The organism is Ochrobactrum sp. P6BSIII, assembly GCF_014138065.1.
Taxonomy (GTDB): Bacteria; Pseudomonadota; Alphaproteobacteria; order Rhizobiales; family Rhizobiaceae; genus Brucella.
Genome location: NZ_JACGXB010000001.1, coordinates 307,016 through 328,448 on the forward strand (window position 1 = coordinate 307,016; position 21,433 = coordinate 328,448).

Consider the following 21,433-nt stretch of genomic DNA (forward strand, 5'->3'; position numbering starts at 1 on the left):
AAGGCAGGAATAAGGAAAATATGAAAAAAGGGAGCCGCATGGCTCCCCTTTTTTATTCACCTATTCCCTCGAAGAATTCCTTCATCCGCGAGAAGAACCCGGCTGATTTCGGGCTGTTCTCCTGCGAGGAGAGTTTTTCGAATTCCTCCAGCAATTCGCGCTGGCGCTTCGACAGGTTTTGCGGCGTTTCAATATCGATCTGGATATAGAGATCGCCCACTGCCTGCTGGCGCAGAACTGGCATGCCCTTGCCCTTGAGGCGGAACTGCTTGGCGTTCTGCGTGCCGTCCGGAACCTTTACGCGGGTCTGGGTGCCGTCCAGTGTCGAAACTTCGAACTGACCGCCCAGCGCCGCCGTGGTCATAGAGATCGGCACCTTGCAATAAAGGTCGGCCCCGTCGCGCTGGAAGAACTCATGCGGCTTGACCGAAAGGAAGATGTAAAGATCGCCCGACGGTCCGCCGCGCATGCCGGCTTCGCCTTCGCCTGCAAGGCGAATACGGGTGCCATCCTCGATACCGGCCGGGATATTGACCGACAGCGAACGCTCCTGCGTCACACGGCCCTGACCATGGCACTTGCCGCAAGGGTCCTTGATGACCTGTCCGCGACCGTTACAGGTCGGGCAGGTGCGTTCCACCGAGAAGAAGCCCTGCGCCGCGCGAACACGGCCCGAACCCGAACACATGGTACAGGTGGTGGGCTGCGAACCGGCCTTGGCGCCGGAACCGGAGCATTCGTCACAGGTGATGGAAGTCGGCACGCGAATCTGCGCGGTCTTGCCGGCAAATGCTTCTTCGAGCGTCACTTCCATATTATAGCGCAGATCGGCGCCGCGTTCGCGACCGTTGCTGGAACGGCGGCGACCGCCACCCATCATCTCGCCAAAAATATCTTCGAAAATATCGGCAAAACCGCCTGCGCCACCAAAGCCATTGCCGAAACCGCCACCCGCGCCGCCATTTTCAAAGGCAGCATGGCCGAAACGGTCATAGGCAGCCCGCTTCTGCGGGTCCTTAAGCGTTTCGTAAGCCTCGCCGATTTCCTTGAACTTGCGTTCAGCTTCCGGATTATCCGGATTGCGATCAGGATGGTACTGCATGGCAAGCTTGCGAAAAGCCGCTTTCAGCGTCTTGTCATCGCAGGACTTTTCAACGCCCAATGCTTCGTAATAATCGATCTTCATACGTCCGTTACCCCGGCGGCTGGACCGGACTCCCAACCGGAGCCTTCGTTATTATTCGTCATATGCCGAATACAGAAACTGGCAAAAGCCCGGCATGGAGCCGGGCTTTTACTGTCAGCGGCAGATGATTACGACTTCTTCTTGTCGTCGTCGATTTCTTCATAGTCGGCGTCAACGACATCGTCCTTGGACGAAGCGTGTTCGCCGCCTTCGGCCTCTGCACCTTCAGAAGCCTGCGCTGCCTCATACATGGCCTGACCGAGCTTCATCGCCGTTTCAGCAAGCGTCTGGGTCTTGGCCTTGATGTCTTCAGCGTCGTCGCCTTCAAGCGAGGTCTTGAGTGCTGCAACAGCACCTTCGATTGCCTGCTTGTCGTCTTCCGAGACCTTGTCGCCATAATCCTTCAGCGACTTTTCAGTCGAGTGGATCAGGCTTTCGGCCTGGTTCTTGGCTTCGACAGCATCGCGGCGCTTCTTGTCGGCGTCGGCATTGGCCTCGGCGTCCTTGACCATCTTTTCGATGTCGGCATCCGACAGACCGCCCGAAGCCTGAATGCGGATCTGGTGCTCCTTGCCGGTGCCCTTATCCTTGGCCGAGACGTTCACGATACCGTTGGCATCGATGTCGAAGGTCACTTCGATCTGCGGCACGCCACGCGGTGCAGGCGGAATACCTACGAGGTCGAACTGGCCGAGGATCTTGTTATCGGCAGCCATCTCACGCTCGCCCTGGAAGACGCGGATCGTCACAGCCGACTGATTGTCTTCGGCCGTGGAGAAGGTCTGCGACTTCTTGGTCGGAATGGTCGTGTTGCGGTCGATCAGACGGGTGAACACGCCGCCGAGCGTTTCGATGCCGAGCGACAGCGGGGTCACGTCGAGCAGCAGAACGTCCTTGACGTCGCCCTGCAGAACGCCGCCCTGGATAGCCGCGCCCATGGCGACGACTTCGTCCGGGTTCACGCCCTTGTGCGGTTCCTTGCCGAAGAAGGCCTTCACGACTTCCTGGATCTTGGGCATGCGGGTCATACCGCCGACCAGAACCACTTCGTCGATTTCACCAGCCTTGAGGCCAGCGTCCTTGAGAGCGGCCTTGCACGGCTCGATCGTGCGCTTGACGAGATCTTCAACCAGGCTTTCGAACTTGGCGCGCGACAGCTTGATTGCAAGGTGCTTCGGACCGCTCGCATCAGCGGTGATGAACGGCAGATTGATTTCGGTCTGCTGGGCAGCCGACAATTCGATCTTTGCCTTTTCGGCAGCTTCCTTGAGGCGCTGCAGAGCAAGCTTGTCGTTCTTCAGATCGATGCCGCTTTCCTTCTTGAACTCGGTGATCATGTAGTCAACGATGCTCATGTCGAAGTCTTCACCGCCGAGGAACGTGTCGCCGTTGGTAGACTTCACTTCGAACACGCCGTCGCCGATTTCGAGGACCGACACGTCGAAGGTGCCGCCGCCAAGATCGTATACGGCAATGGTCTTGCCTTCGTTCTTGTCGAGGCCATAAGCCAACGCAGCAGCGGTCGGCTCGTTGATGATACGCAGCACTTCCAGACCGGCAATCTTGCCTGCGTCCTTGGTGGCCTGACGCTGGGCGTCATTGAAGTAAGCCGGAACAGTGATAACAGCCTGCGTGACGGTTTCGCCAAGATAGGATTCAGCCGTTTCCTTCATCTTCTGAAGGATCATCGCGGAAACCTGCGATGGCGAATACTTCTTGCCGTGAACTTCTACCCACGCATCGCCATTGTCGCCCTTGACGATGTGGTATGGGACAAGATCCTTGTCCTTGGTGACCATCGGATCATCGAAACGGCGACCGATCAGGCGCTTGACTGCAAAAAGGGTGCCTTCCGGATTAGTGACAGCCTGACGCTTCGCAGGCTGACCAGCGAGACGTTCGTCACTATCGGTGAAAGCAATAATGGAAGGCGTCGTGCGAGCGCCTTCGGCATTCTCGATGACCTTCGCGTTCTTACCGTCCATGACGGCGACGCAGGAGTTGGTCGTTCCCAGATCGATACCAATAACTTTAGCCATATTTCTCTCCATTCAGCAAACCGCCAAGACCTCTACCGAGCGTTCCATGGGCGGTTCCTACGGTTTTCACAATGCCCGCTTCAAGGTTGGGTTCCGGAGGTTTTTTCATGAGCCTCCGGCCTGTCATCGAAGCCCTGTGCGAGGCGTATATAAGAAAGGCGCTTTTTCACTGCAAGTCAGAACAGCCGGACAGCCTTAAATTCCTTCCCGGCTATTCTGACAGGTCTGTTTCCAGACAGTTCTATACCTCTACGAAACCACTATTTTTGCCCGCGCGATAGATCGCATCGATAAAGCGCTGATTTGCCTTGGAATTCTCCAACGAAAACAAGGATACGTCCTCGCCCTGCACCGCGCGCACGAAGCTTTGCGCCTGCAATTGATAATGGTTTGCGTCCGAAAACGACCATTCCGTCGCTTCCGTGTGGCCTGCGTCATAAAGCGTGATGCGGCCGTGACCGTATTTGCCGGTGTTGAACGGCGCATGAACTTCAATGAAACCGTTGTCGCCGTGGAAAACCATGGTCTGGCGTCCAGCAAGCTGAGTCGCGACATAGAAGGTCATGTCGAAGCCGTCGAATCGCGCGGCGACATTGGCGTAGCGGTCGGTGCCAAAGTTCGGATCGATCTCGACCGAAGCCTGCACGGAGAGCGGTTCCTTGCCCGTCACCATGCGCGTCACGACCGTCGGGTAAACGCCGATATCGGGCAGAGCGCCGCCGCCAAGGTCCGGCTGGTTGCGCATATTGCCCGGATCGACGTTGAAATAGGTAAAAGCGCCCTGGACATGGCGCAAGGTGCCAATGGCGCCTTCCGCCAGCAATGCACGCAGCTTGATCCATTGCGGATGATAATAGACCATGAAGGCCTCGGCGATCGTGACCTTATGCTTGTCGCGTGCGGCGATGAGCTGATCGATATCGTCGGCCTTAAGCGCGATGGGCTTTTCGCACAGCACATGTTTGCCAGCTTCTGCGGCCTTGATCGTCCATTCGATATGCTGCGATGTCGGCAGCGGGATATAGACACCGTCCACCTGATCGCTGGCGAGCAATTCCTCATAGGAGCCGAACGCAAGCGGAGCGCCAAAACGGTCAGCCACGGCACGGGCACGGGCGTGGTCGCGGCTTGCGATTGCATGGACAACCCCGTTATCCGACGCGGTGAATGCGGGAATCACCTGCGTGACGCCGATTTTGGCGGTGGAAAGAATACCCCAGCGGAACATGCCATTTCCTTCGTTCAGATCGTTACTCTCACAATGCACATCGCCGAATCATTCTGGCGCATCCCAGTCCTGAAAAGTCAGTTCCGGCCAGCATGAAAGCGCGCGGCGCGCCTTGGTTCGGTGCGTTGCGGCGTTATCGATGGCACGATTAGGCCTGAGACGAAACGAAAAAATGTCGTCAAGGCCGAAGGGCATCTGTAACGTCAGCGTGTTGTCACTTTCCACCCTGGCTCCGACGCAATGTGCAATGGTTGAAAACCGCCCGATCGATTCCGTGGCAGAGCGCAACGGTTCATAAGGCTGACCAAAGCGCTGTTCGAACCACAGATGCACCCGCGCCTGATTGCGTATTTCCACCGGCAGAGGAAAATCGCGGAAAAGAGCCTTTCCTTGCTCGATCAGCCGGTCTTCTGCCTCCCAGGACAGATCGTGCGCATCGAAATAGATAATATCGACATCCTTGATGCCGTGCTGAGCCGGGCGCTCGGTCAGGTGATTCCAGACACTGTTATAAAGTGCGCCCGAAACAATCCAGAATTCCGGACTTTCCTCGCCATTTCCAGCCTGCCTACTGGTCGTAGCAAGATCTTGAAGGCGCGAAAAGGCGACTGTCAGGAGTGGATTTTGCAGAATGATATTCGTGAAGACCTCACGCTGTTCGTGCTCCGGCAATCCGGCATAGCGCAGATGGTTCATCCTGCTTGTTCCTGTCGATTTCGGTTTGGATTCAAGTTTCGGTGCCGGAAGCACAGCGTAAAAAGAAGTTCACGGCTGTCACTGTAATATTATAAGCAGCTAATAAGACTTGTTATTCCGTTCTACACATGCTCTCTGCGCGCTATGCAAACAGGATCTGTTACAAAAGTGCTTGGCATTTTTGCCATTGCTGCCGTTGTCATCGCTTGCTTTGCCCTCGTGGGACTGGTTCTGGTCTACGGGATGTATGGCGTCATCTTCGTTGATGGCGTTGCAAGCGCCGTTCTCCTTGTCGTCTTCTCCGCGATATTCTGGTTCACCAAGGTCGACTGGCGCAAGCCCGAAGCAGCCGCGATCATGATTTCGTTCATGGCCTTCACTGCCATGTTCTTCGATAGCCGCGGCAACCCACTCTATAACCAGCCGCTGGCATGGATTTTCGGCAGTCCCGGAAGCCATATGCAGATCAGGGAAATCGTCAGCCATGGCGGCGGGAGCACCGGCGTGAACTATGATTTCCAGCTCGTCAACATCTATGGCGCCATCGAACGCTCCATCAGCGGCTGGATCGTCATCCCGTTCCGCTTCTTCGAATATCTGGTGGTGCTGTCCGTCGTCGTTTCAATCATCACCTTCATCAGAAACCGTTCCGGCAGCAACTGGTTGCCGGACAATGCTCGTGAATAGATCGGAACACGGCGTCCGATTCTTTAAAGAGGAAAAGCACATGAGACGATTTTCGCCGCGCGCAATCCTGTTTGCGTTTCTGGCAGTCCTTCTGCCTGCAGCGGCCTTCGCGCAATCCGCCGATGAGGCCGATCCGAATGCCGCCATCGAAAAAATGAACGCCTATGTTTCGCTTCTCAACCGCACGATCCGCGCGTCGGAATCGCTCGGCAGATATGACAGCTGGGTCGACATGAAAAAGGGCCCGACCGGCAAGGAGCGCAATGTCTACGGGCTCTATTCGCTCTATGACGTGCGCAGCGAAATCGAAGCCGCCGAGGGCGCGACCAAGGCCGACCCGAAAATGCCCGATCTCGATGCGGCCATGGAAAGCTACATCGCGATTTACCAGAAGCTGGCGCCGGTGATCGAAAAAGCCAGCAAATATTATGATCGCAAGGACTATATGTCCGACAAGTTTGCCGAAGCCAAAGCCTTTCACAAGCAGATTGCCGACTATGCGCCGGAATTCCTGAAGGAGCGTAAGCGCGTCGACGCGCTTCTGGATGAAGAAAAGAGCAAGATCGATCTTGCCGAACTCGACGCCATTGAAAAGGCGGAAGGCAAAAAGGCCAACTGGTATGTTCGCAATGTCATGATGCGCGCCAAGTCAGTGGTGGACCTGCTGCCGGACAATGACAAGCCGGTGGTCGATATGGAAGCCTTCGGCAAGGCCATGGATGTCTATGCCGCCGCCGTACGCGAAATGGACGATTACGCTTCGGAGCACCCGAACTCCTTCCACGTGTTCGAATCGCGCCCGGCAAGCCTGCTCGGCAAATTGCGCTCGTTCCAGCAAGCGCTGCAGAAGACCAAGGGCGACGCCCGCAAAGCACGTATCGGTTCGGATCTCGAATGGATCGTGAACGACTATAATATGATGGTCTCGACCTCACAGTCGGCCACCATGTTCTCCAAGGACTGATCCGCCTTTATGGGTACGGAAAGAAAAAGCCGGGGCATGACCCCGGCTTTTTATTGTCGTTGTGAGTGGCAATTACATGCGCCGTAAAGCGGGGGGTGCCAGCGTCAGCAGTCCGGCCAGCGTCATGGCAAAGCCAACCCACAGGGGCGCGTGCAGGCCATATCCTGCTTCCATAGCCTGACCGCCGATCCATGGGCCGAGGCCGAGACCAATATTGATGACCGATGCATGCATCGCATTCACCAATGCGCCGGGATGGGCAATACGCATCACACGTGCCACGAAGGCGGGATTCAGTGCAATTCCCGTCAGGCCGATCATCACAATGGCAAGGATCGCAGCCGGTTTGAGTTCGGCGAAGAGCGCGAAGATCAGCATGGCCGCAAGCATCACCACGAGACCGGCAAAGATGGTCACGATCGTGTGCCGGTCGGCAAAACGACCGGAAACATAGTTGCCGACGATATTGGCCGCGCCATAGACGGCAAGTAGAAACGGAACCTGCATGGCCGAGAAACCGGCCAGTTCCACGGTGATCGGCGACAAATAACTGTAAACCGCAAAAGACGAGCCGATGACGAGCGCGCTGGTGGCATAGGCCGCCCAGAGCTTCGGCTTGCGCATTTCCGCCAGTTCCGAGCGCAGATCAGCCTGCGGTCCCTCACGGGTCGTTTCGATCTTCAACGCGATGACCAGCGCGCACAGCAGAATGAGAACCACGATGCTCCAGAAGCTGGCGCGCCAGCCGAAAGCATTCGTGATCGCCGTGGCAATCGGCACGCCGAGCACGGTGCAGAGCATCAATCCGGCAAAGACCAGCGACGATGCCCGCCCCCGCAATTCCGGCGCAACCAGCTGTGCGGTAATGGCCAACATGAGGCCGAAACTCGTCGCTGCGGCCATGCCTGTCAGCACGCGAGCAGCCAAAAGCACATGGAAATTGCTGGTGGAGGCGGCCACGCTCTGGGCAAGCGCGTAGAAGATCAAAAGGCCCAGCAATCCGCGCTTGTTCTCAATCTTCAAGGCCAGAAACAGCACGGTCACCAGCGGACCGCCAATCATCATGCCCAAAGCATAGAGCGAGATCAGATTGCCGATATCCGCAATAGACCGGCCAAAAGCCTCTTGCAATGAAGGCATCATGCCCGAGATCATCAATTCGGAGGTCGTCAGCGCAAAAACGCCGAGACTGAGGCAATAGACAACCATCGGTATTGCCCGCGCCTCTTTACGGGACATGGACGCCCCTTCCGCCGCAAGGGCGGATTCGCACGAATCGTTCATGGAGACGAATCCCTATTTATGTAATAATTATTATATAATTCATATCGACTTGTTCGGAGAGGTCAAGCGAATTATATAAGACAGACTATAGAAAGGGAGGAAAAATGGTTTCGCGCGGTCGCCCGCGCAGTTTCGATCGCGATGCTGCGCTGGACAAGGTCATGAAGGTATTCTGGGCCAAAGGCTATGAATGCGCCCAGATCAGCGATTTCACGGCAGCCATAGGCATTACGCCGCCGAGCTTCTATGCCGCTTTCGGCAACAAGGAGCAGGCTTTTCGCGAAGCCGTCGATTTTTACCGGCGCACCATCGGCGCCACCCCCTTCGCAGCTCTGGAAGACGCCGCCACTATTCAGGATGGCATACGTCTCTGGCTCGAATTGAGCGCGGACAGCGCCTTTGCCTGCCCGGCTGGCGGCTGCATGATCAGCGTCAGCTCGATCCAGTGCAAACCGGAGAATGTGCCGATCAAGGAGTTCCTGACCGCCATTCGCCATACCAATCAGGAACTGCTTTCCAAGCGCCTGCAACGCGCCTTGTGCGAAGGCGACCTGCCGCCGGATACCGATATCACCCAGATGAGTGAGTTCTACCACGCAATCCAGCAGAGCCTCTCCTATGAGGCGCGCGACGGCAGTTCGCGTGCGGCAGTGCAGAAGATCATCGACATGGCCATGCGCGCCATGCCTGCGCGTGCGACTATCCCCGCATGAGCGGCACTATATCCGCGGTTCTGATCCACGTCGGCGATGTTGCAGCCGCTATCGAGTGGTATCGCAAAGCCTTTCCGCACGCCGTTCCCAAACATCTCGAAGCGTTTGATTTCAGCTATCTGCAAATCGGTGACATCGATCTGGAAATTGTTCCGGCGGACGAAAAGGTTTCGTCCGGTGCGGCGGGAAGCATTGTCTATTGGCACGTCGACAATTTCGATGAATCACTGGCACTTTTGATGGCCATCGGCGGCAAGCTCTATCGCGGACCGCTCGATATTCAGGATGGCATGCGCATGTGTCAGGTCCAAGACCTATGGGGCAATTGCATCGGCTTACGAGGTAAAAAAAGCCCGGCTTGAAGCCGGGCTTTTTGTTTTATGCTTATCCGCGCAGCACGCCGCCGGTCTGTTTGGCGACACTCGCCACGACCTGCTTCGACAGTGCTTCCAGATCTTCATCGGTCAGGGTGCGATCCTGCGGCTGCAACAGCACTTCAACCGCGATCGACTTTTTGCCTTCGCCAAGCGATGCGCCCGTGAAGATGTCGAACACCTGCACGCCGACGATCAGCTTCTTGTCAGCGGCGGAAACCGCCTTCACGAGATTGCCCGCTTCGACATTTGCATCCACCACAAAGGCATAATCGCGCTTGAGGCTCTGGAACTGCGACAGGTTGAGCGCAGGCTTCGTGCGGGTTGCCTTTGCCTTTGGCTCAGGGATCGCATCGATATAGATTTCAAAGCCGCAGAGATTGCCCGATACATCGAGCGCTTCCAGCGTATCCGGATGGAACTCGCCAAACGTGCCGAGAACGACCTTGGGGCCAAGCTTCAGCGTGCCAGAACGGCCCGGGTGGAACCATTCCGGACCACCGGCTTCGATCTGGATGCGATCAACCGGCGCACCGGCCGCTTCCAATGCGGCCAGCGCATCAGCCTTGGCGTCGAACACACCGACCGTCGCGGCATTGCCGGACCAGAAACGGCCAGCGCCGTCGACGCCTGCCGTTCCACGACGGATACCGCCCGCCACACGGCGCTGCTTCTCCGGCGTGTCGCCTTCGTAAATGCCCGACACTTCGAACAAAGCAATATCGCCGAAACCGCGATCTGCATTGCGCTGTGCCGCAGCCAGAAGGCCCGGGAGAAGCGACGGGCGCATATCCGACATGTCGGAAGCAATCGGGTTGGCGAGCTTCAATTCCGGCTGGCCGCCGCCAAATGCCTTGGCCTGCGCTTCGGAAATGAAGGAATAGGTCACTGCTTCCAGCATGCCGCGCGAAGCGAGCATGCGGCGGGCATGACGCGTGCGGATCTGCAAGGTGGTCAGGATGCGGCCATTGACGGCGCCATGGCTTGGCAGCGGCTGCGGCTCGATCTGGTTGATGCCGTGAATGCGCATGACTTCTTCAACGAGGTCGGCCTTGCCTTCCACGTCTCCGCGCCATGTCGGCACCGTCGCCTTGATGACCTTGCCGTCACCTTCAACACCGAAACCGAGGCGCTTGAGAATTTCCAGCGAGGCGTCGTAGGAAACCTCGATACCCGTCAGACGCTTCACTTCCGTGACCGGGAAGTCGATGACGCGCGGCGCAGGAGCCTTGTAACCGACAACGTCGAGAACCGTCGGCTGTCCGCCGCACAGGTCGAGAACCAGCCTGGTCGCAATTTCCGCACCCGGAACCATCATTTCCGGATCGACGCCGCGTTCGAAACGATAGCGCGCATCGGTGACGATGCCGAGTTCACGGCCCGTGCGTGCAATCATGCGCGCATCCCACAGAGCGGATTCGATTAGCACATCGACCGTGTTTTCGTCGCAACCCGAATGCTCGCCGCCCATGATACCGGCAATCGATTCGGGACCGTTCTCATCGGCAATGATGTACATGCCGCTGTTCAGCTTGTATTCGCGCTGGTCGAGCGCCAGAATGGTTTCGCCATCCTTGGCGGCACGCACCGTCAGATTGCCCTTGACCTTGGCAGCGTCGAACACATGCAGTGGACGGCCCTGATCGAAGGTCACGTAATTGGTGATGTCCACGAGTGCATTGATGGGGCGCAGACCGATTGCCTTCAGACGCTGCTGCATCCATTTCGGGCTCGGGCCGTTCTTCACGCCCTTGACCATGCGCAGCGCAAAGCCGAGACAGAACGGGTTTTCCGCATTTTGATCGAGAATGATCTTGACCGGCGTTTCGCCTTCGCCCTTGGCGGCGGCAGGCAGCGTGTCCTTCAGCGTGCCGAGACCGGCGGCTGCCAGATCGCGGGCAATACCGTGAATGCCGGTGCAATCAGCGCGGTTTGGCGTGAGGCCGATTTCGATGATCGGATCATCAAGCCCCATATAGGCCGCAAAGCTGGTACCGACCGGCGCATTGTCCGGCAGATCGATGATGCCGTTGTGCTCGTCGGACAGTTCCAGCTCGCGCTCGGAACACATCATGCCGAAGCTCTCAACACCGCGAATCTTGCCGACCGACAGCGTGACATCGAGACCCGGAACATAGTCGCCCGGACGGCCCAGAACACCGACCAGACCCGTGCGGGCGTTCGGCGCACCGCAAACAACCTGAACCGGCTTGCCATCGCCCGTATCGACGGAGAGCACGCGCAGCTTGTCAGCATCGGGATGCTGGGTGGCGCTCACCACCTTGGCGATCTTGAAAGCCTTGAAGGCGGAGCGGTCATCGACCGATTCCACTTCAAGACCGATATCGGTCAGCTTCTCGACGATCTGGTCGAGCGTCGCATCGGTTTCAAGGTGATCCTTGAGCCAGGAAAGCGTGAATTTCATTTGTGTATCCCTTTCCTGTCTTTAAGCGCTCAGACCACCGAACAGCGTCGGCAGATCGAGCGGACGGAAACCGTAATGGTTGATCCAGCGCACATCAGCGTCGAAGAAGGCGCGCAGATCCGGCATGCCGTATTTCAGCATGGCGATGCGGTCGATGCCCATGCCCCAGGCAAAGCCCTGATAGATGTCCGGATCATAACCGGAAGCGCGCAGCACATTCGGATGCACCATGCCGCAGCCCAGAATTTCGAGCCAGTCATTGCCTTCGCCGAACTTCACATGCGGGCCGGAGCGGTCGCACTGGATATCCACTTCAACAGATGGTTCCGTGAACGGGAAGAAGCTCGGGCGCATGCGCATCGTCACCGAAGGCACTTCGAAGAACGCCTTGCAGAACTCTTCCAGCACCCATTTCATGTTGGCGACATTGGCCGACTTGTCCACGACCAGACCTTCGACCTGATGGAACATCGGCGAATGAGTGGCGTCGGAATCCATGCGATAGGTCTTGCCCGGGATCACGATGCGGATCGGCTCGTCGCGGCCTTCCTTGTCACGGATGGCTGCGAACTTCTCCATGGTGTGCACCTGCACCGGCGAGGTATGCGTGCGCAGAAGCTTGCGCTCGCCCTTCTCGTCCGGATTGAAGAAGAACGTGTCGTGCATTTCGCGCGCCGGGTGTCCTTCCGGGAAATTCAGCGCTGTGAAATTGTAGTAATCGGTCTCGATATCCGGACCTTCGGCAATCGAGAACCCCATATCGGCGAAGATCGCGGTGATTTCGTCCACCACCTGCGAAATCGGATGAATGCGACCGCGCGAAGCAGCGCTTTCACGAACCGGCAGCGTCACATCGACCTTTTCGCGCTCAAGGCGGGCGGCAACCGCAGCCTTGCGCAGCGCAGTCTTGCGCTCGGTCAGCGCATCGGTGACGCGGTTCTTCAAACCGTTGATCGCCGGTCCCTGAACCTGGCGCTCTTCTGGCGTCATGGTGCCAAGCAGCTTCAGCTTCTCGGAAACCGTGCCCTTCTTGCCCAGTGCCGCGACGCGGACCGCTTCAATCGCCTGCTCATCGCTGGCGGCGGCGATTTCGCCCATGATCGTTTGTTCGAGTTGTTCAAGATCGCTCATTTGTTACGTCCCTGTCGCGTCTTAGACGCTCCACGCCTCTTGGTTAGCTTCCCACTCGTGTCTAAAGACACTCGTCGCCTCTTGGTTTACGTCCCTGTCGCGCCTGCAACGTCCACGCCTCTTCATCGGCGATATTTGCGGTGGGCACCAGATAAGAAAGAAAAACCCGCGCCAGCCGAGCCAGCGCGGGTTCCCCAAATTCACAATATCACTTGGGAAGGGCTGGCTTAGCGGACAGCGCCTTCAAAAGCGTTCGGCGTTTCGGTGTTCTTGAGGTACTCAAGAGCCTTCTTCGCCGATGCAACCAGCGCACCGAATGCATCCGGTTCATGGATTGCGATGTCAGACAGGACCTTGCGGTCAACTTCGATACCAGCCTTGGCCAGACCGTCGATGAAACGGCCATAGGTCAGGCCCTGCTCACGGACAGCAGCATTGATGCGCTGGATCCAGAGAGCGCGGAAGGTACGCTTGCGATTCTTGCGGTCGCGATAAGCATACTGCTTCGAACGATCAACTGCAGCCTTAGCGGTGCGGATGGTGTTCTTGCGACGACCGCGGAAACCGGCAGCCTGATCGAGAACTTTTTTGTGCTTGGCGTGTGAAGTAACGCCGCGTTTTACGCGTGCCATATTATGATCTCCTTAAAGGACAGCGGCTTAGAGGCCGTTAGGCAGGAACTGTTTTACGATCTTCGCATCTGCATCGGCGAGCACCATGGTGCCGCGAGCATCGCGAATGAACTTGTTCGAGCGCTTGATCATGCCATGGCGCTTACCAGCGGCGGCAGCTTTAATCTTGCCAGTGCCAGTGATTTTGAACCGCTTCTTGGCGGCCGATTTGGTCTTCATCTTGGGCATTTTGCTACTCCTTTGTTTAGTCCCCGTCGTGCCTGCAGCACTTCACGCCTCTTGTTTTCAAGGGCACTCATGCCTGGGTCACACAGGAACCGTGTTTTTACTTTCAGGCAGACCGAGCCTGAAAAGCATACGAAACCGCCACGGCATGCCCTGCCGGGCGGTTCGAACGCGGCCTTATAGGCTCAAAGCCCATAAAACGCAATGGCTGAATCGACTGAAATGACTCAATAAAGCCGCAGCAAAACCGGCAGGGCATGAATGTCCTGCAGGTACTCGATAAATTCGAAGAACGGATAGGCCACGAAGAACACCAGACCGTCCGTAAAGGTGCGATACAGGCGGTCCGGCTTCACCGTCACGGTCGTATCGTCATTATAGACCGAGAACTTCGGGAAGAAGCGAGGAACGTCGCGGCAATAAGCGCGATACGGTTCGCCGAAATTCTGCTCCAGAAACTTTTCCTCCGTGCGAATGACGATGGAAAAGGCGACGTAGCAAAGGACACCGAAGCCGACAGCGACGATGACGCTGCCCGTTTGCGCGCCGATGCCCATGGCGCCAAGCGTGCTGAACACATAAAGCGGGTTGCGCGTCATCGAATAAGGGCCGCTGCGCACGATTTCGGCGCTCTTGCGCCCACCGATATACAACGTGCACCACATGCGCCCGAGAATCGCGGCAACGATGAAGCTGAGGCCGATGGACTCAATATATTCATGCACCCGCCCAACCCAGGACGAGCGGACGAAAAGCAGCGCGATCACCAGAAGCGCAATCACAACGCCAATCGCCAGACGGCGGCGCTGCTGATACTTCCCCAATTCACCTATTGTCTTCATGATCGTTCCACGGTTGCCAAATTCATTGCGGCCCAGTTGCTTACTTGCAAAGAAAAACCGCCCGAAGGCGGCTTTTCAACGACTATACTGAAAAAATCAGCGCGGTGCGAGCACCATCATCATCTGACGGCCTTCGAGCTTTGGCTCGGACTCGACCTTCGCGATTTCGACGGTGTCTTCCTTGACGCGTTGCAGAAGCTTCATACCCAGCTCCTGGTGCGCCATTTCACGGCCGCGGAAACGCAAGGTAACCTTGACCTTGTCGCCTTCTTCAAAGAAACGCACAGCAGCCTTCATCTTCACCTCATAGTCATGGGTGTCGATGTTCGGTCGCATCTTGATTTCCTTGATTTCAACCGTTTTCTGCTTCTTGCGTGCCTCGGCGGCCTTTTTCTGGTTCTGATACTTCAGCTTACCAAGGTCTACGATCTTGCAAACCGGAGGCTCTGCGTTCGGCACGATCTCAACGAGATCGAGGCCCGCTTCCTCTGCCATGGCGATAGCTTCCTGAATGGAAACATCACCGTGGTTCTGGCCTTCGGCATCGATAAGCTGGACCCGGGGAACCCGGATGTCACGGTTGGAGCGCGGTCCGTCTTTCTGGACCGGCGTCGCTCTGAACGGTCGGCGAATGGTCGTTATCTCCTGATTGTTAACGTTCATACGGCAAGAACTTTTGTCGCTTACACGACATATCCCCGATCAAACCGCAGTTGAACGCGGAAATGTCGTCAAGCAAGCGGCGAAGTCAATAGCATCTTTGACAGGAAAAATCACCCCCACGTGATAAAGAGCTAAATCGGGGGCGAAAAGCGACATATCGGTCACATTTCCTTCAATTTCAAGGTGCGCCAAACGCTTGGGTCAATCGCGCGGGTTTCCACGCTCCACAAGACATGGCAAAAGACATCCCAATTATCGGGAGACTCAAATGAGCAATGCGGGGCCAGACGTGGAGCAGGAATTGCTGCCGGAATTTCTTGACGTGGACGGCGCGAAGATCGCTGTTCGCCACAGAGAGGGCAAAAATCAGCCCGGCGTCGTCTGGTTGGGTGGCTATCGCTCCGACATGCTTGGCACCAAGGCTGTGGTTCTCGACCAATGGGCCGAAAAGACTGGCCACAGCGCGCTGAGGCTCGATTATTCCGGTCATGGCGAATCCGGTGGCGACTTCAACGAGGGCACGATCTCACGCTGGCTCAACGAAAGCCTTGCCGTCTACCATCACTATGCAAAGGGCCCGCAGATTCTCGTCGGCTCATCCATGGGCGGCTGGATCGCGCTGCGCATGGCGCAGGAACTGAAGAAGCAAGGCAAATCGCCTGCGGGTATTGTGCTGATCGCCCCTGCCCCCGATTTCACGGCGGCGCTTGTCGAGCCGAGCCTTTCCGACGCGCAGAAGCGTGACTTGCAGGAAAAGGGCTATTTCGAAGAGCCTTCAGACTATTCGCCCAATCCTTATGTCTACACACGTGCATTGATCGAAGACGGTCGCAAGAACCTCGTGCTCAAGGGCATTATCGAAACGGGTTGCCCGGTGCATATTCTGCAAGGCATGCAAGACCCGGATGTGCCCTATAGACATGCGCTGACGCTCGTGGAGCATCTGCCGGTTGACGATGTGACACTGACGCTTGTGCGTGACGGTGACCACCGGCTGTCGCGGCCGCAGGATCTCGATCTTCTCATCCGCACGGTTTCCGGTCTGGCAGAACGCGTAGCCGCAACACAATAACGGGCAACAGCATAACGGGGCATCATCATGCGCTTTTCGGTCATCGCGTCATCGGCGGTTGCTGCCATTGTCGGCTTCGGCGGCACGCTGGCGCTGATCATCGCCGCCGCACAGGTTCTAGGCGCAACCCAGGCCCAAACGGCCAGCTGGGTCACGGCCATCTGCCTTTCGATCGCCGCCTCTTCCGCCTGGCTGAGCACGCGCTATCGCATGCCCATCATCGCGGCATGGTCGACACCCGGACTGGCGCTGATCGGTGCGAGCGCCGGTTTCACCATGGCCGAAGCGGTCGGCGCCTTCATCGTGACGGCGCTGGCGTTGATTGCCACCGGACTGATCCGCCAACTGTCGGTGCTGGTGTCACGCATACCCGCATCGGTTGCCTCCGGCATGCTTGCGGGCGTCTTGCTCAGCTTCGTCATCGCTGCCGCAAAGACCGTCCCCTTCGATCCTGTTTTCGTCCTGCCGCTGGTGGCGCTGTTCTTCCTGATCCGCCTCTTCAACCCATCGCTGGCGGTCATCGCGGTTCTGGTGGTCGGCATGATCTTCGCGCTTGTTTCTGGTCGCTCGCCAACCCTGCCCGCACCGGAAATCTCGACGCTCACCCTCGTCTGGCCGGAATTTCATCTGGGCGCGATGATCGGCCTCGCCTTGCCGCTCTATCTCGTGACCATGGCTTCGCAGAACCTGCCCGGTTTCGCAGTGCTGCGCGCATCCGGCTATGAGCCGCCGACCAGCGCCTGCCTGCGCGTGACGGGCTTGTTCTCCATTCTGTCCGCACCCTTCGGCGCATCGACCACCAATCTGGCAGCAATTTCGGCAGCGCTCTGCACCAATCCCGACGCGCATCCAGATCCGACCAAGCGCTGGCTGACCGGCCCCGTCTACGCGGCAATCTATGTAATATTCGCTTTGTTCGGCGCATCGCTGGTCGCGATCTTCGCCGTCTTGCCGACAACGCTGATCGCGCTGGTCGCCGGTCTTGCCCTGACCGGCCCGTTCATCAATGCCATGTCACTGGCCCTGAAAGACGAACCGGAGCGCCTCGCAGCCACGATTACCTTCGCTGTCACCGCCTCCGGCATGGCATTTTTCGGGGTCGGCTCCGCCTTCTGGGCCCTGATTGCCGGGCTTGCCGTTACTTTTCTCGAACATTTTCGCAAAAAAATTTCGAGATAATCACATTAGTTAGCTTGGACCCTGCCTGAAACGAAGTGGAATCGGATTACGACATTCTTGAAATGCCGCAATCCCTTCACCAATTCGAAATCAAGCCGCCAGACACAAATGTCCGCATGATGTGGACTTGGCAGGCCTGATTATTATGGAGCAGACCATGACCAATTCCGCATTGATCCGACCGGCATGGACGCCAGCCACGATTGCGCTGATGGTGCTCGGCTTCTTTCTCTTCTGGCCGCTTGGCCTTGCCATGCTCGCCTATATTCTTTGGGGCGACCGCCTCGAAGGGTTCAAGCGCGGCGTCAACGAGAAGACCGATTCCATGTTCGGTTCTTTCCGCAACTGCCGCAAGAGCGAGAGCTTCAACTTTGGCAGCGCAACCGGCAATGCAGCCTTCGACGACTGGCGTCGCGAAGAACTGGACCGCCTTGCCGAAGAGCGCCGCAAGCTTGACGAAGCCCGCGCCGAATTCGAATCCTATGCCGCTGAGCTTCGCCGCGCACGCGACAAGGAAGAGTTCGACCGCTTCATGGCCGAGCGTCGCGCTGCTGCCAAGAAGACGCCAGCCAAGGGTGGCAAGAACGACATCACTGATCTTTGATAGGGTATAACACCCTGAAATCTCTCGAAACGGCGCGATTTTACCGCGCCGTTTTGCTTAAAAGAGCTTTTTTGTCTGGCTTTTCACACGAATCGCTTATTCTTAAGCGATGGGCTTATCCTTCCTTCGGCAAATCAGCGGCAACAGGGCATCAGCCAATACGGCGACTGTCCGGAGCGAACGCATCCATGCGGTGGCGGGTCGCGAGCTGCCGTTACGTGTGTTCGAAAACCCGCGCGCCAAACGGCTGACACTGCGCATCGAAGCTGGCGGAAAAGGACTGCGCATCACTGTCCCGCCCGGCCTGCCCGAGCGCGAAGTACAGAGCTTTCTCAAGCGCCATCAGGGCTGGATCGAAAGCCGCATCACCAAACTGCCGGATCAACCCGGTGTGCGTCCCGGTGTGAAAATTCCCATTCGCGGCGTGCCGCACCTCATCATGCATCAGCCCGGACGCGGCACAGTCGACCTTCTTGAAGGCAATGTGCTGCTGGTTCATGGCGATCCCAGTCATTTGCCGCGCCGTCTGGCCGATTATCTCAAAGGGCAGGTGAAGCGGGATATCGAAACGCTGGTGGTACGCCATACGGCGACTGTCGGGCGCAAGGCCAAGGCTGTCCGCTTCAAGGACACCAAGAGCCGCTGGGGTTCGTGCACCTCGGATGGCGTTCTTTCCTTTTCATGGCGTATCGGCATGGCACCCCCGGCCGTCATCAACTATCTCGTCGCTCATGAAGTCGCGCATCTGATCGAGATGAATCATGGGCCGCAATTCTGGAAACTCTGTCAGGAGCTTTGCCCCGATACGGAACGCTGCAAGGCGTGGCTGAAGCGAAATGGCAGCGCATTACAGGCTATAGACTTTACATGAACCCATCGATACTGACCGCCGCCAAGGTGCTGTGGGACTACCACTGCATTTACGATCCCATTCCGGCATCCGATGTGATCATCGGACTGGGCAGCTACGATCTGCGCGTGGCGGAGCGCGCCGCCGATCTCTATCTCGAAGGCATGGCCCCGCTGGTGATCTTCACCGGCAAAAGCGGTCACTGGACCGAAAACCTTTACCCCGCCAGCGAGGCGGAAGCCTTTGCCGAAGTGGCAATGCGGCGCGGTGTGCCCGAAGAGGCAATCACCATCGAACCGAACGCCACCAATATTGGTGAGAACATCCGGTTCTCGCTCGAAAAAATGCTGCCGGGCGTGATCAGCCCGATTTTCGTCACCAAGCCGCAGACACAACGCCGCGTCCACGCCACCGTCGCGCGGCAATGGCCGGAAGCAAAGGCCAGCGTAACGGCGCCGCTCCTTTCCTTCGAAGAACAGCCGACACCTTCCTATCCGCTGGAGATGCTCATCAACGAGATGACCGGCGATCTGGAGCGCATTCTGGACTATCCGGCCAAAGGCTACCAGATTGCGCAGGCTGTTCCCATGGAGGTCATGGAAGCGTATGATTTCCTGATCGCACGCGGTTTTGACGGACATACCGTCAGAGATTAGTTGCGAATAGGTGCGAACGGCTTGAGAAGCGCCTCGTTTTGTGCGACGGGAAACCCATGGCTTTGGATATCAAGATATGCGGGCTGAAAACGCCTGATACTGTCGCTGCCGCTCTCGACGGCGGTGCGACGCATATCGGCTTTATCTTTTTTCCAAAGAGCCCCCGCAATATCGCACCCGATGCCGCAGCCGCGCTGCGCCCTGCCGCGCTTGGTCGGGCCAAAGTTGTTGCCGTGACCGTTGATGCCGACGATGCGATGCTGGACGAAATCGTCAGCGCCGTAAAACCGGATATTCTGCAACTGCATGGTCATGAAACGCCGGAGCGTGTGCGCTTTGTAAAAGAGCGCTACGGCCTGCCGGTCATGAAGGCCTTTGCGATCCGCAGCGCTGACGATCTGGCCGCTATCGCACCCTATAAGGGCATTGCCGACCGCTTCCTGTTCGACGCCAAACCGCCGAAGGGATCGGAATTGCCGGGCGGCAACGGGGTCTCCTTCGATTGGGGCCTGCTCGATGCGCTTGACGCGGATGTCGATTACATGCTTTCCGGTGGATTGAACGCTGGCAACATTGCCGAGGCGCTGCACGAGACGCACGCGCCGGGCATCGACATATCGTCTGGCGTCGAGCGCGCACCGGGCGAAAAGGACGTGCGTCTCATTGAAGATTTTTTCCAGGCTGTCGCCGATGCGGATGTATCACCGTCCGCCAGACATACCCAGACAGGAGTGGCCTGAACATGACGGAGCGGAAGCGTTGAACAAGCCGGTTGAACCCAATTCTTATAAGACAGGCCCGGATGAAGAGGGCATGTTCGGTATTTTCGGCGGACGTTTCGTCGCCGAGACGCTGATGCCGCTGATCCTCGAATTGCAGGAGGCCTATGAAACGGCCAAGAACGATCCTGAATTCAAGGCCGAGCTTTCCGCCCTTTCGACCTATTATGCTGGTCGGCCTTCCAAGCTGTATTTTGCTGAAGGCCTGACCAAGCATTTGGGCGGCGCGAAGATTTACTTCAAGCGCGAAGACCTGAACCACACGGGCAGCCACAAGATCAACAACTGCCTCGGCCAGATTCTGCTGGCCAAGCGCATGGGCAAGACGCGCATCATCGCCGAGACCGGCGCTGGCCAGCACGGCGTTGCATCAGCCACCGTCGCGGCACGTTTCGGCCTGCCTTGCGTCGTCTATATGGGTGCAACGGACGTTGAACGTCAGAAGCCGAATGTGTTCCGCATGAAGCTGCTGGGTGCCGAAGTGAAGCCGGTCACGGCTGGCAACGGCACGCTCAAGGACGCGATGAACGAAGCGCTTCGCGACTGGGTCACGAATGTTGAAGACACCTATTACCTGATTGGCACGGCTGCCGGTCCGCATCCTTATCCGGAACTGGTCCGCGACTTCCAGTCGGTCATCGGCACGGAAGCCCGTCAGCAGATTCTCGAACAGGAAGGTCGTCTGCCGGATGTCATCATCGCGGCTGTCGGCGGCGGTTCCAACGCCATCGGCCTGTTCCATCCTTTCCTCGACGACGCATCAGTCAAGATCGTCGGCGTCGAGGCAGGCGGTCACGGTCTCGACGGTGACGAGCATTGCGCATCGATGAGCGCGGGTCGTCCCGGCGTTCTGCACGGCAACCGCACCTATCTGCTCCAGAATGAAGACGGCCAGATTCTCGAAGGCCATTCGGTTTCCGCCGGTCTCGACTATCCGGGTGTTGGCCCGGAACATTCCTGGCTCAAGGATTCGGGTCGCGTCGATTACGTGCCGATCCTCGACACGGAAGCACTGGATGCCTTCCAGCTTGCAACCCGCGTCGAAGGCATCATTCCGGCGCTCGAATCCGCCCATGCCATTGCGCAGGCCGTCAAGATGGCGCCAACCATGGGCAAGGACCAGATCATGATCGTCAACCTGTCTGGCCGTGGCGACAAGGACGTCCACACGGTCGGCAAGCTGCTCGGCATGGATATCTGAGGA

The 21,433-nt window shown here is 57.7% G+C and carries 23 protein-coding genes; 12 read left to right on the forward strand and 11 right to left on the reverse strand.

Annotated features, from left to right (window positions below; all coding sequences use genetic code 11):
* Positions 1 to 52 precede the first annotated feature (52 nt).
* The 4 genes from dnaJ to FHW00_RS01385 form a co-directional block, all read right to left on the reverse strand.
* Positions 53 to 1,186, reverse strand: a complete 1,134-nt coding sequence (gene dnaJ, locus FHW00_RS01370; RefSeq protein WP_078337682.1) for a molecular chaperone DnaJ — start codon at positions 1,184 to 1,186, stop codon at positions 53 to 55.
* Positions 1,187 to 1,314: 128 nt separating this feature from the next.
* Entirely contained in the window at positions 1,315 to 3,225 is a 1,911-nt protein-coding gene (dnaK, locus tag FHW00_RS01375) for a molecular chaperone DnaK (protein ID WP_078337681.1), read from the reverse strand.
* 241 nt (positions 3,226 to 3,466) lie between these two features.
* Positions 3,467 to 4,453, reverse strand: coding sequence for a Gfo/Idh/MocA family protein (locus FHW00_RS01380; protein ID WP_078337680.1), 987 nt, complete (start codon positions 4,451 to 4,453; stop codon positions 3,467 to 3,469).
* A gap of 48 nt (positions 4,454 to 4,501) precedes the next feature.
* Entirely contained in the window at positions 4,502 to 5,149 is a 648-nt protein-coding gene (locus FHW00_RS01385; RefSeq protein WP_078337679.1) for a nucleotidyltransferase family protein, read from the reverse strand.
* Positions 5,150 to 5,317: 168 nt separating this feature from the next.
* Between FHW00_RS01385 and FHW00_RS01390 the strand changes: the two genes are divergently transcribed.
* A complete protein-coding gene (locus FHW00_RS01390) occupies positions 5,318 to 5,836 on the forward strand; it encodes a hypothetical protein (protein ID WP_445557886.1) in 519 nt (172 codons plus the stop codon).
* Positions 5,837 to 5,876: 40 nt separating this feature from the next.
* Positions 5,877 to 6,800, forward strand: coding sequence for a YiiG family protein (locus FHW00_RS01395; RefSeq protein WP_078337677.1), 924 nt, complete (start codon positions 5,877 to 5,879; stop codon positions 6,798 to 6,800).
* Between the two features lie 72 nt (positions 6,801 to 6,872).
* On the opposite strand, the gene FHW00_RS01400 is transcribed toward FHW00_RS01395, so the two are convergent.
* Positions 6,873 to 8,084, reverse strand: coding sequence for an MFS transporter (locus tag FHW00_RS01400; RefSeq protein ID WP_078337676.1), 1,212 nt, complete (start codon positions 8,082 to 8,084; stop codon positions 6,873 to 6,875).
* Between the two features lie 104 nt (positions 8,085 to 8,188).
* Here FHW00_RS01400 and FHW00_RS01405 point away from each other — a divergent pair, with 104 nt between their 5' ends.
* Together FHW00_RS01405 and FHW00_RS01410 are read left to right on the forward strand one after the other, a co-directional pair.
* Positions 8,189 to 8,797, forward strand: a complete 609-nt coding sequence (locus tag FHW00_RS01405) for a TetR/AcrR family transcriptional regulator (RefSeq protein ID WP_078337675.1) — start codon at positions 8,189 to 8,191, stop codon at positions 8,795 to 8,797.
* Positions 8,794 to 9,159 carry a VOC family protein gene (locus FHW00_RS01410; RefSeq protein WP_078337674.1) on the forward strand — a complete coding sequence of 122 codons (366 nt, stop codon included), beginning with the start codon at positions 8,794 to 8,796 and terminating at the stop codon, positions 9,157 to 9,159. Before FHW00_RS01405 ends, FHW00_RS01410 begins: the two co-directional genes overlap by 4 nt.
* Positions 9,160 to 9,181: 22 nt before the next feature.
* Here FHW00_RS01410 and pheT read toward each other — a convergent pair whose 3' ends face one another.
* The 6 genes from pheT to infC form a co-directional block, all read right to left on the reverse strand.
* On the reverse strand, positions 9,182 to 11,596 hold the full coding sequence (gene pheT / locus FHW00_RS01415) for a phenylalanine--tRNA ligase subunit beta (protein WP_078337673.1): 2,415 nt from the start codon (positions 11,594 to 11,596) through the stop codon (positions 9,182 to 9,184).
* A 21-nt stretch (positions 11,597 to 11,617) separates the two neighbouring features.
* Complete coding sequence (pheS, locus tag FHW00_RS01420; protein ID WP_078337672.1) at positions 11,618 to 12,727, reverse strand: phenylalanine--tRNA ligase subunit alpha; 1,110 nt, start codon at positions 12,725 to 12,727, stop codon at positions 11,618 to 11,620.
* Positions 12,728 to 12,954: 227 nt separating this feature from the next.
* The gene (rplT, locus tag FHW00_RS01425) at positions 12,955 to 13,359 is read right to left on the reverse strand and encodes a 50S ribosomal protein L20 (RefSeq protein ID WP_078337671.1); all 405 of its coding nucleotides are present in this window, start codon (positions 13,357 to 13,359) and stop codon (positions 12,955 to 12,957) included.
* A 27-nt stretch (positions 13,360 to 13,386) separates the two neighbouring features.
* Positions 13,387 to 13,587, reverse strand: coding sequence for a 50S ribosomal protein L35 (rpmI, locus tag FHW00_RS01430; RefSeq protein ID WP_006473268.1), 201 nt, complete (start codon positions 13,585 to 13,587; stop codon positions 13,387 to 13,389).
* Between the two features lie 224 nt (positions 13,588 to 13,811).
* Entirely contained in the window at positions 13,812 to 14,426 is a 615-nt protein-coding gene (locus FHW00_RS01435) for a methyltransferase family protein (protein WP_078337670.1), read from the reverse strand.
* A 96-nt stretch (positions 14,427 to 14,522) separates the two neighbouring features.
* Positions 14,523 to 14,999, reverse strand: coding sequence for a translation initiation factor IF-3 (infC, locus tag FHW00_RS01440; protein WP_319080801.1), 477 nt, complete (start codon positions 14,997 to 14,999; stop codon positions 14,523 to 14,525).
* Here infC and FHW00_RS24475 point away from each other — a divergent pair.
* From FHW00_RS24475 to trpB, 8 genes are all read left to right on the forward strand, one after another.
* Positions 14,952 to 15,143, forward strand: a complete 192-nt coding sequence (locus FHW00_RS24475; protein ID WP_318282643.1) for a hypothetical protein — start codon at positions 14,952 to 14,954, stop codon at positions 15,141 to 15,143. The two genes, infC and FHW00_RS24475, sit on opposite strands and share 48 nt — an antisense overlap.
* 214 nt (positions 15,144 to 15,357) lie before the next feature.
* Complete coding sequence (locus FHW00_RS01445; protein ID WP_078337668.1) at positions 15,358 to 16,161, forward strand: alpha/beta hydrolase; 804 nt, start codon at positions 15,358 to 15,360, stop codon at positions 16,159 to 16,161.
* Between the two features lie 27 nt (positions 16,162 to 16,188).
* A complete protein-coding gene (locus FHW00_RS01450; RefSeq protein WP_078337667.1) occupies positions 16,189 to 17,340 on the forward strand; it encodes a benzoate/H(+) symporter BenE family transporter in 1,152 nt (383 codons plus the stop codon).
* 157 nt (positions 17,341 to 17,497) lie between these two features.
* Positions 17,498 to 17,944: a DUF2852 domain-containing protein gene (locus tag FHW00_RS01455; protein WP_078337666.1), complete on the forward strand. Its 447-nt coding sequence runs from the start codon at positions 17,498 to 17,500 to the stop codon at positions 17,942 to 17,944.
* A 109-nt stretch (positions 17,945 to 18,053) separates the two neighbouring features.
* Positions 18,054 to 18,815: a M48 family metallopeptidase gene (locus tag FHW00_RS01460; protein WP_078337665.1), complete on the forward strand. Its 762-nt coding sequence runs from the start codon at positions 18,054 to 18,056 to the stop codon at positions 18,813 to 18,815.
* Positions 18,812 to 19,450, forward strand: coding sequence for a YdcF family protein (locus tag FHW00_RS01465; RefSeq protein WP_078337664.1), 639 nt, complete (start codon positions 18,812 to 18,814; stop codon positions 19,448 to 19,450). The genes FHW00_RS01460 and FHW00_RS01465 overlap by 4 nt, the downstream gene beginning before the upstream one ends.
* A gap of 56 nt (positions 19,451 to 19,506) precedes the next feature.
* A complete protein-coding gene (locus tag FHW00_RS01470) occupies positions 19,507 to 20,190 on the forward strand; it encodes a phosphoribosylanthranilate isomerase (protein ID WP_078337663.1) in 684 nt (227 codons plus the stop codon).
* Positions 20,191 to 20,209: 19 nt separating this feature from the next.
* On the forward strand, positions 20,210 to 21,430 hold the full coding sequence (trpB, locus tag FHW00_RS01475) for a tryptophan synthase subunit beta (protein ID WP_113533760.1): 1,221 nt from the start codon (positions 20,210 to 20,212) through the stop codon (positions 21,428 to 21,430).
* Positions 21,431 to 21,433 lie beyond the last annotated feature (3 nt).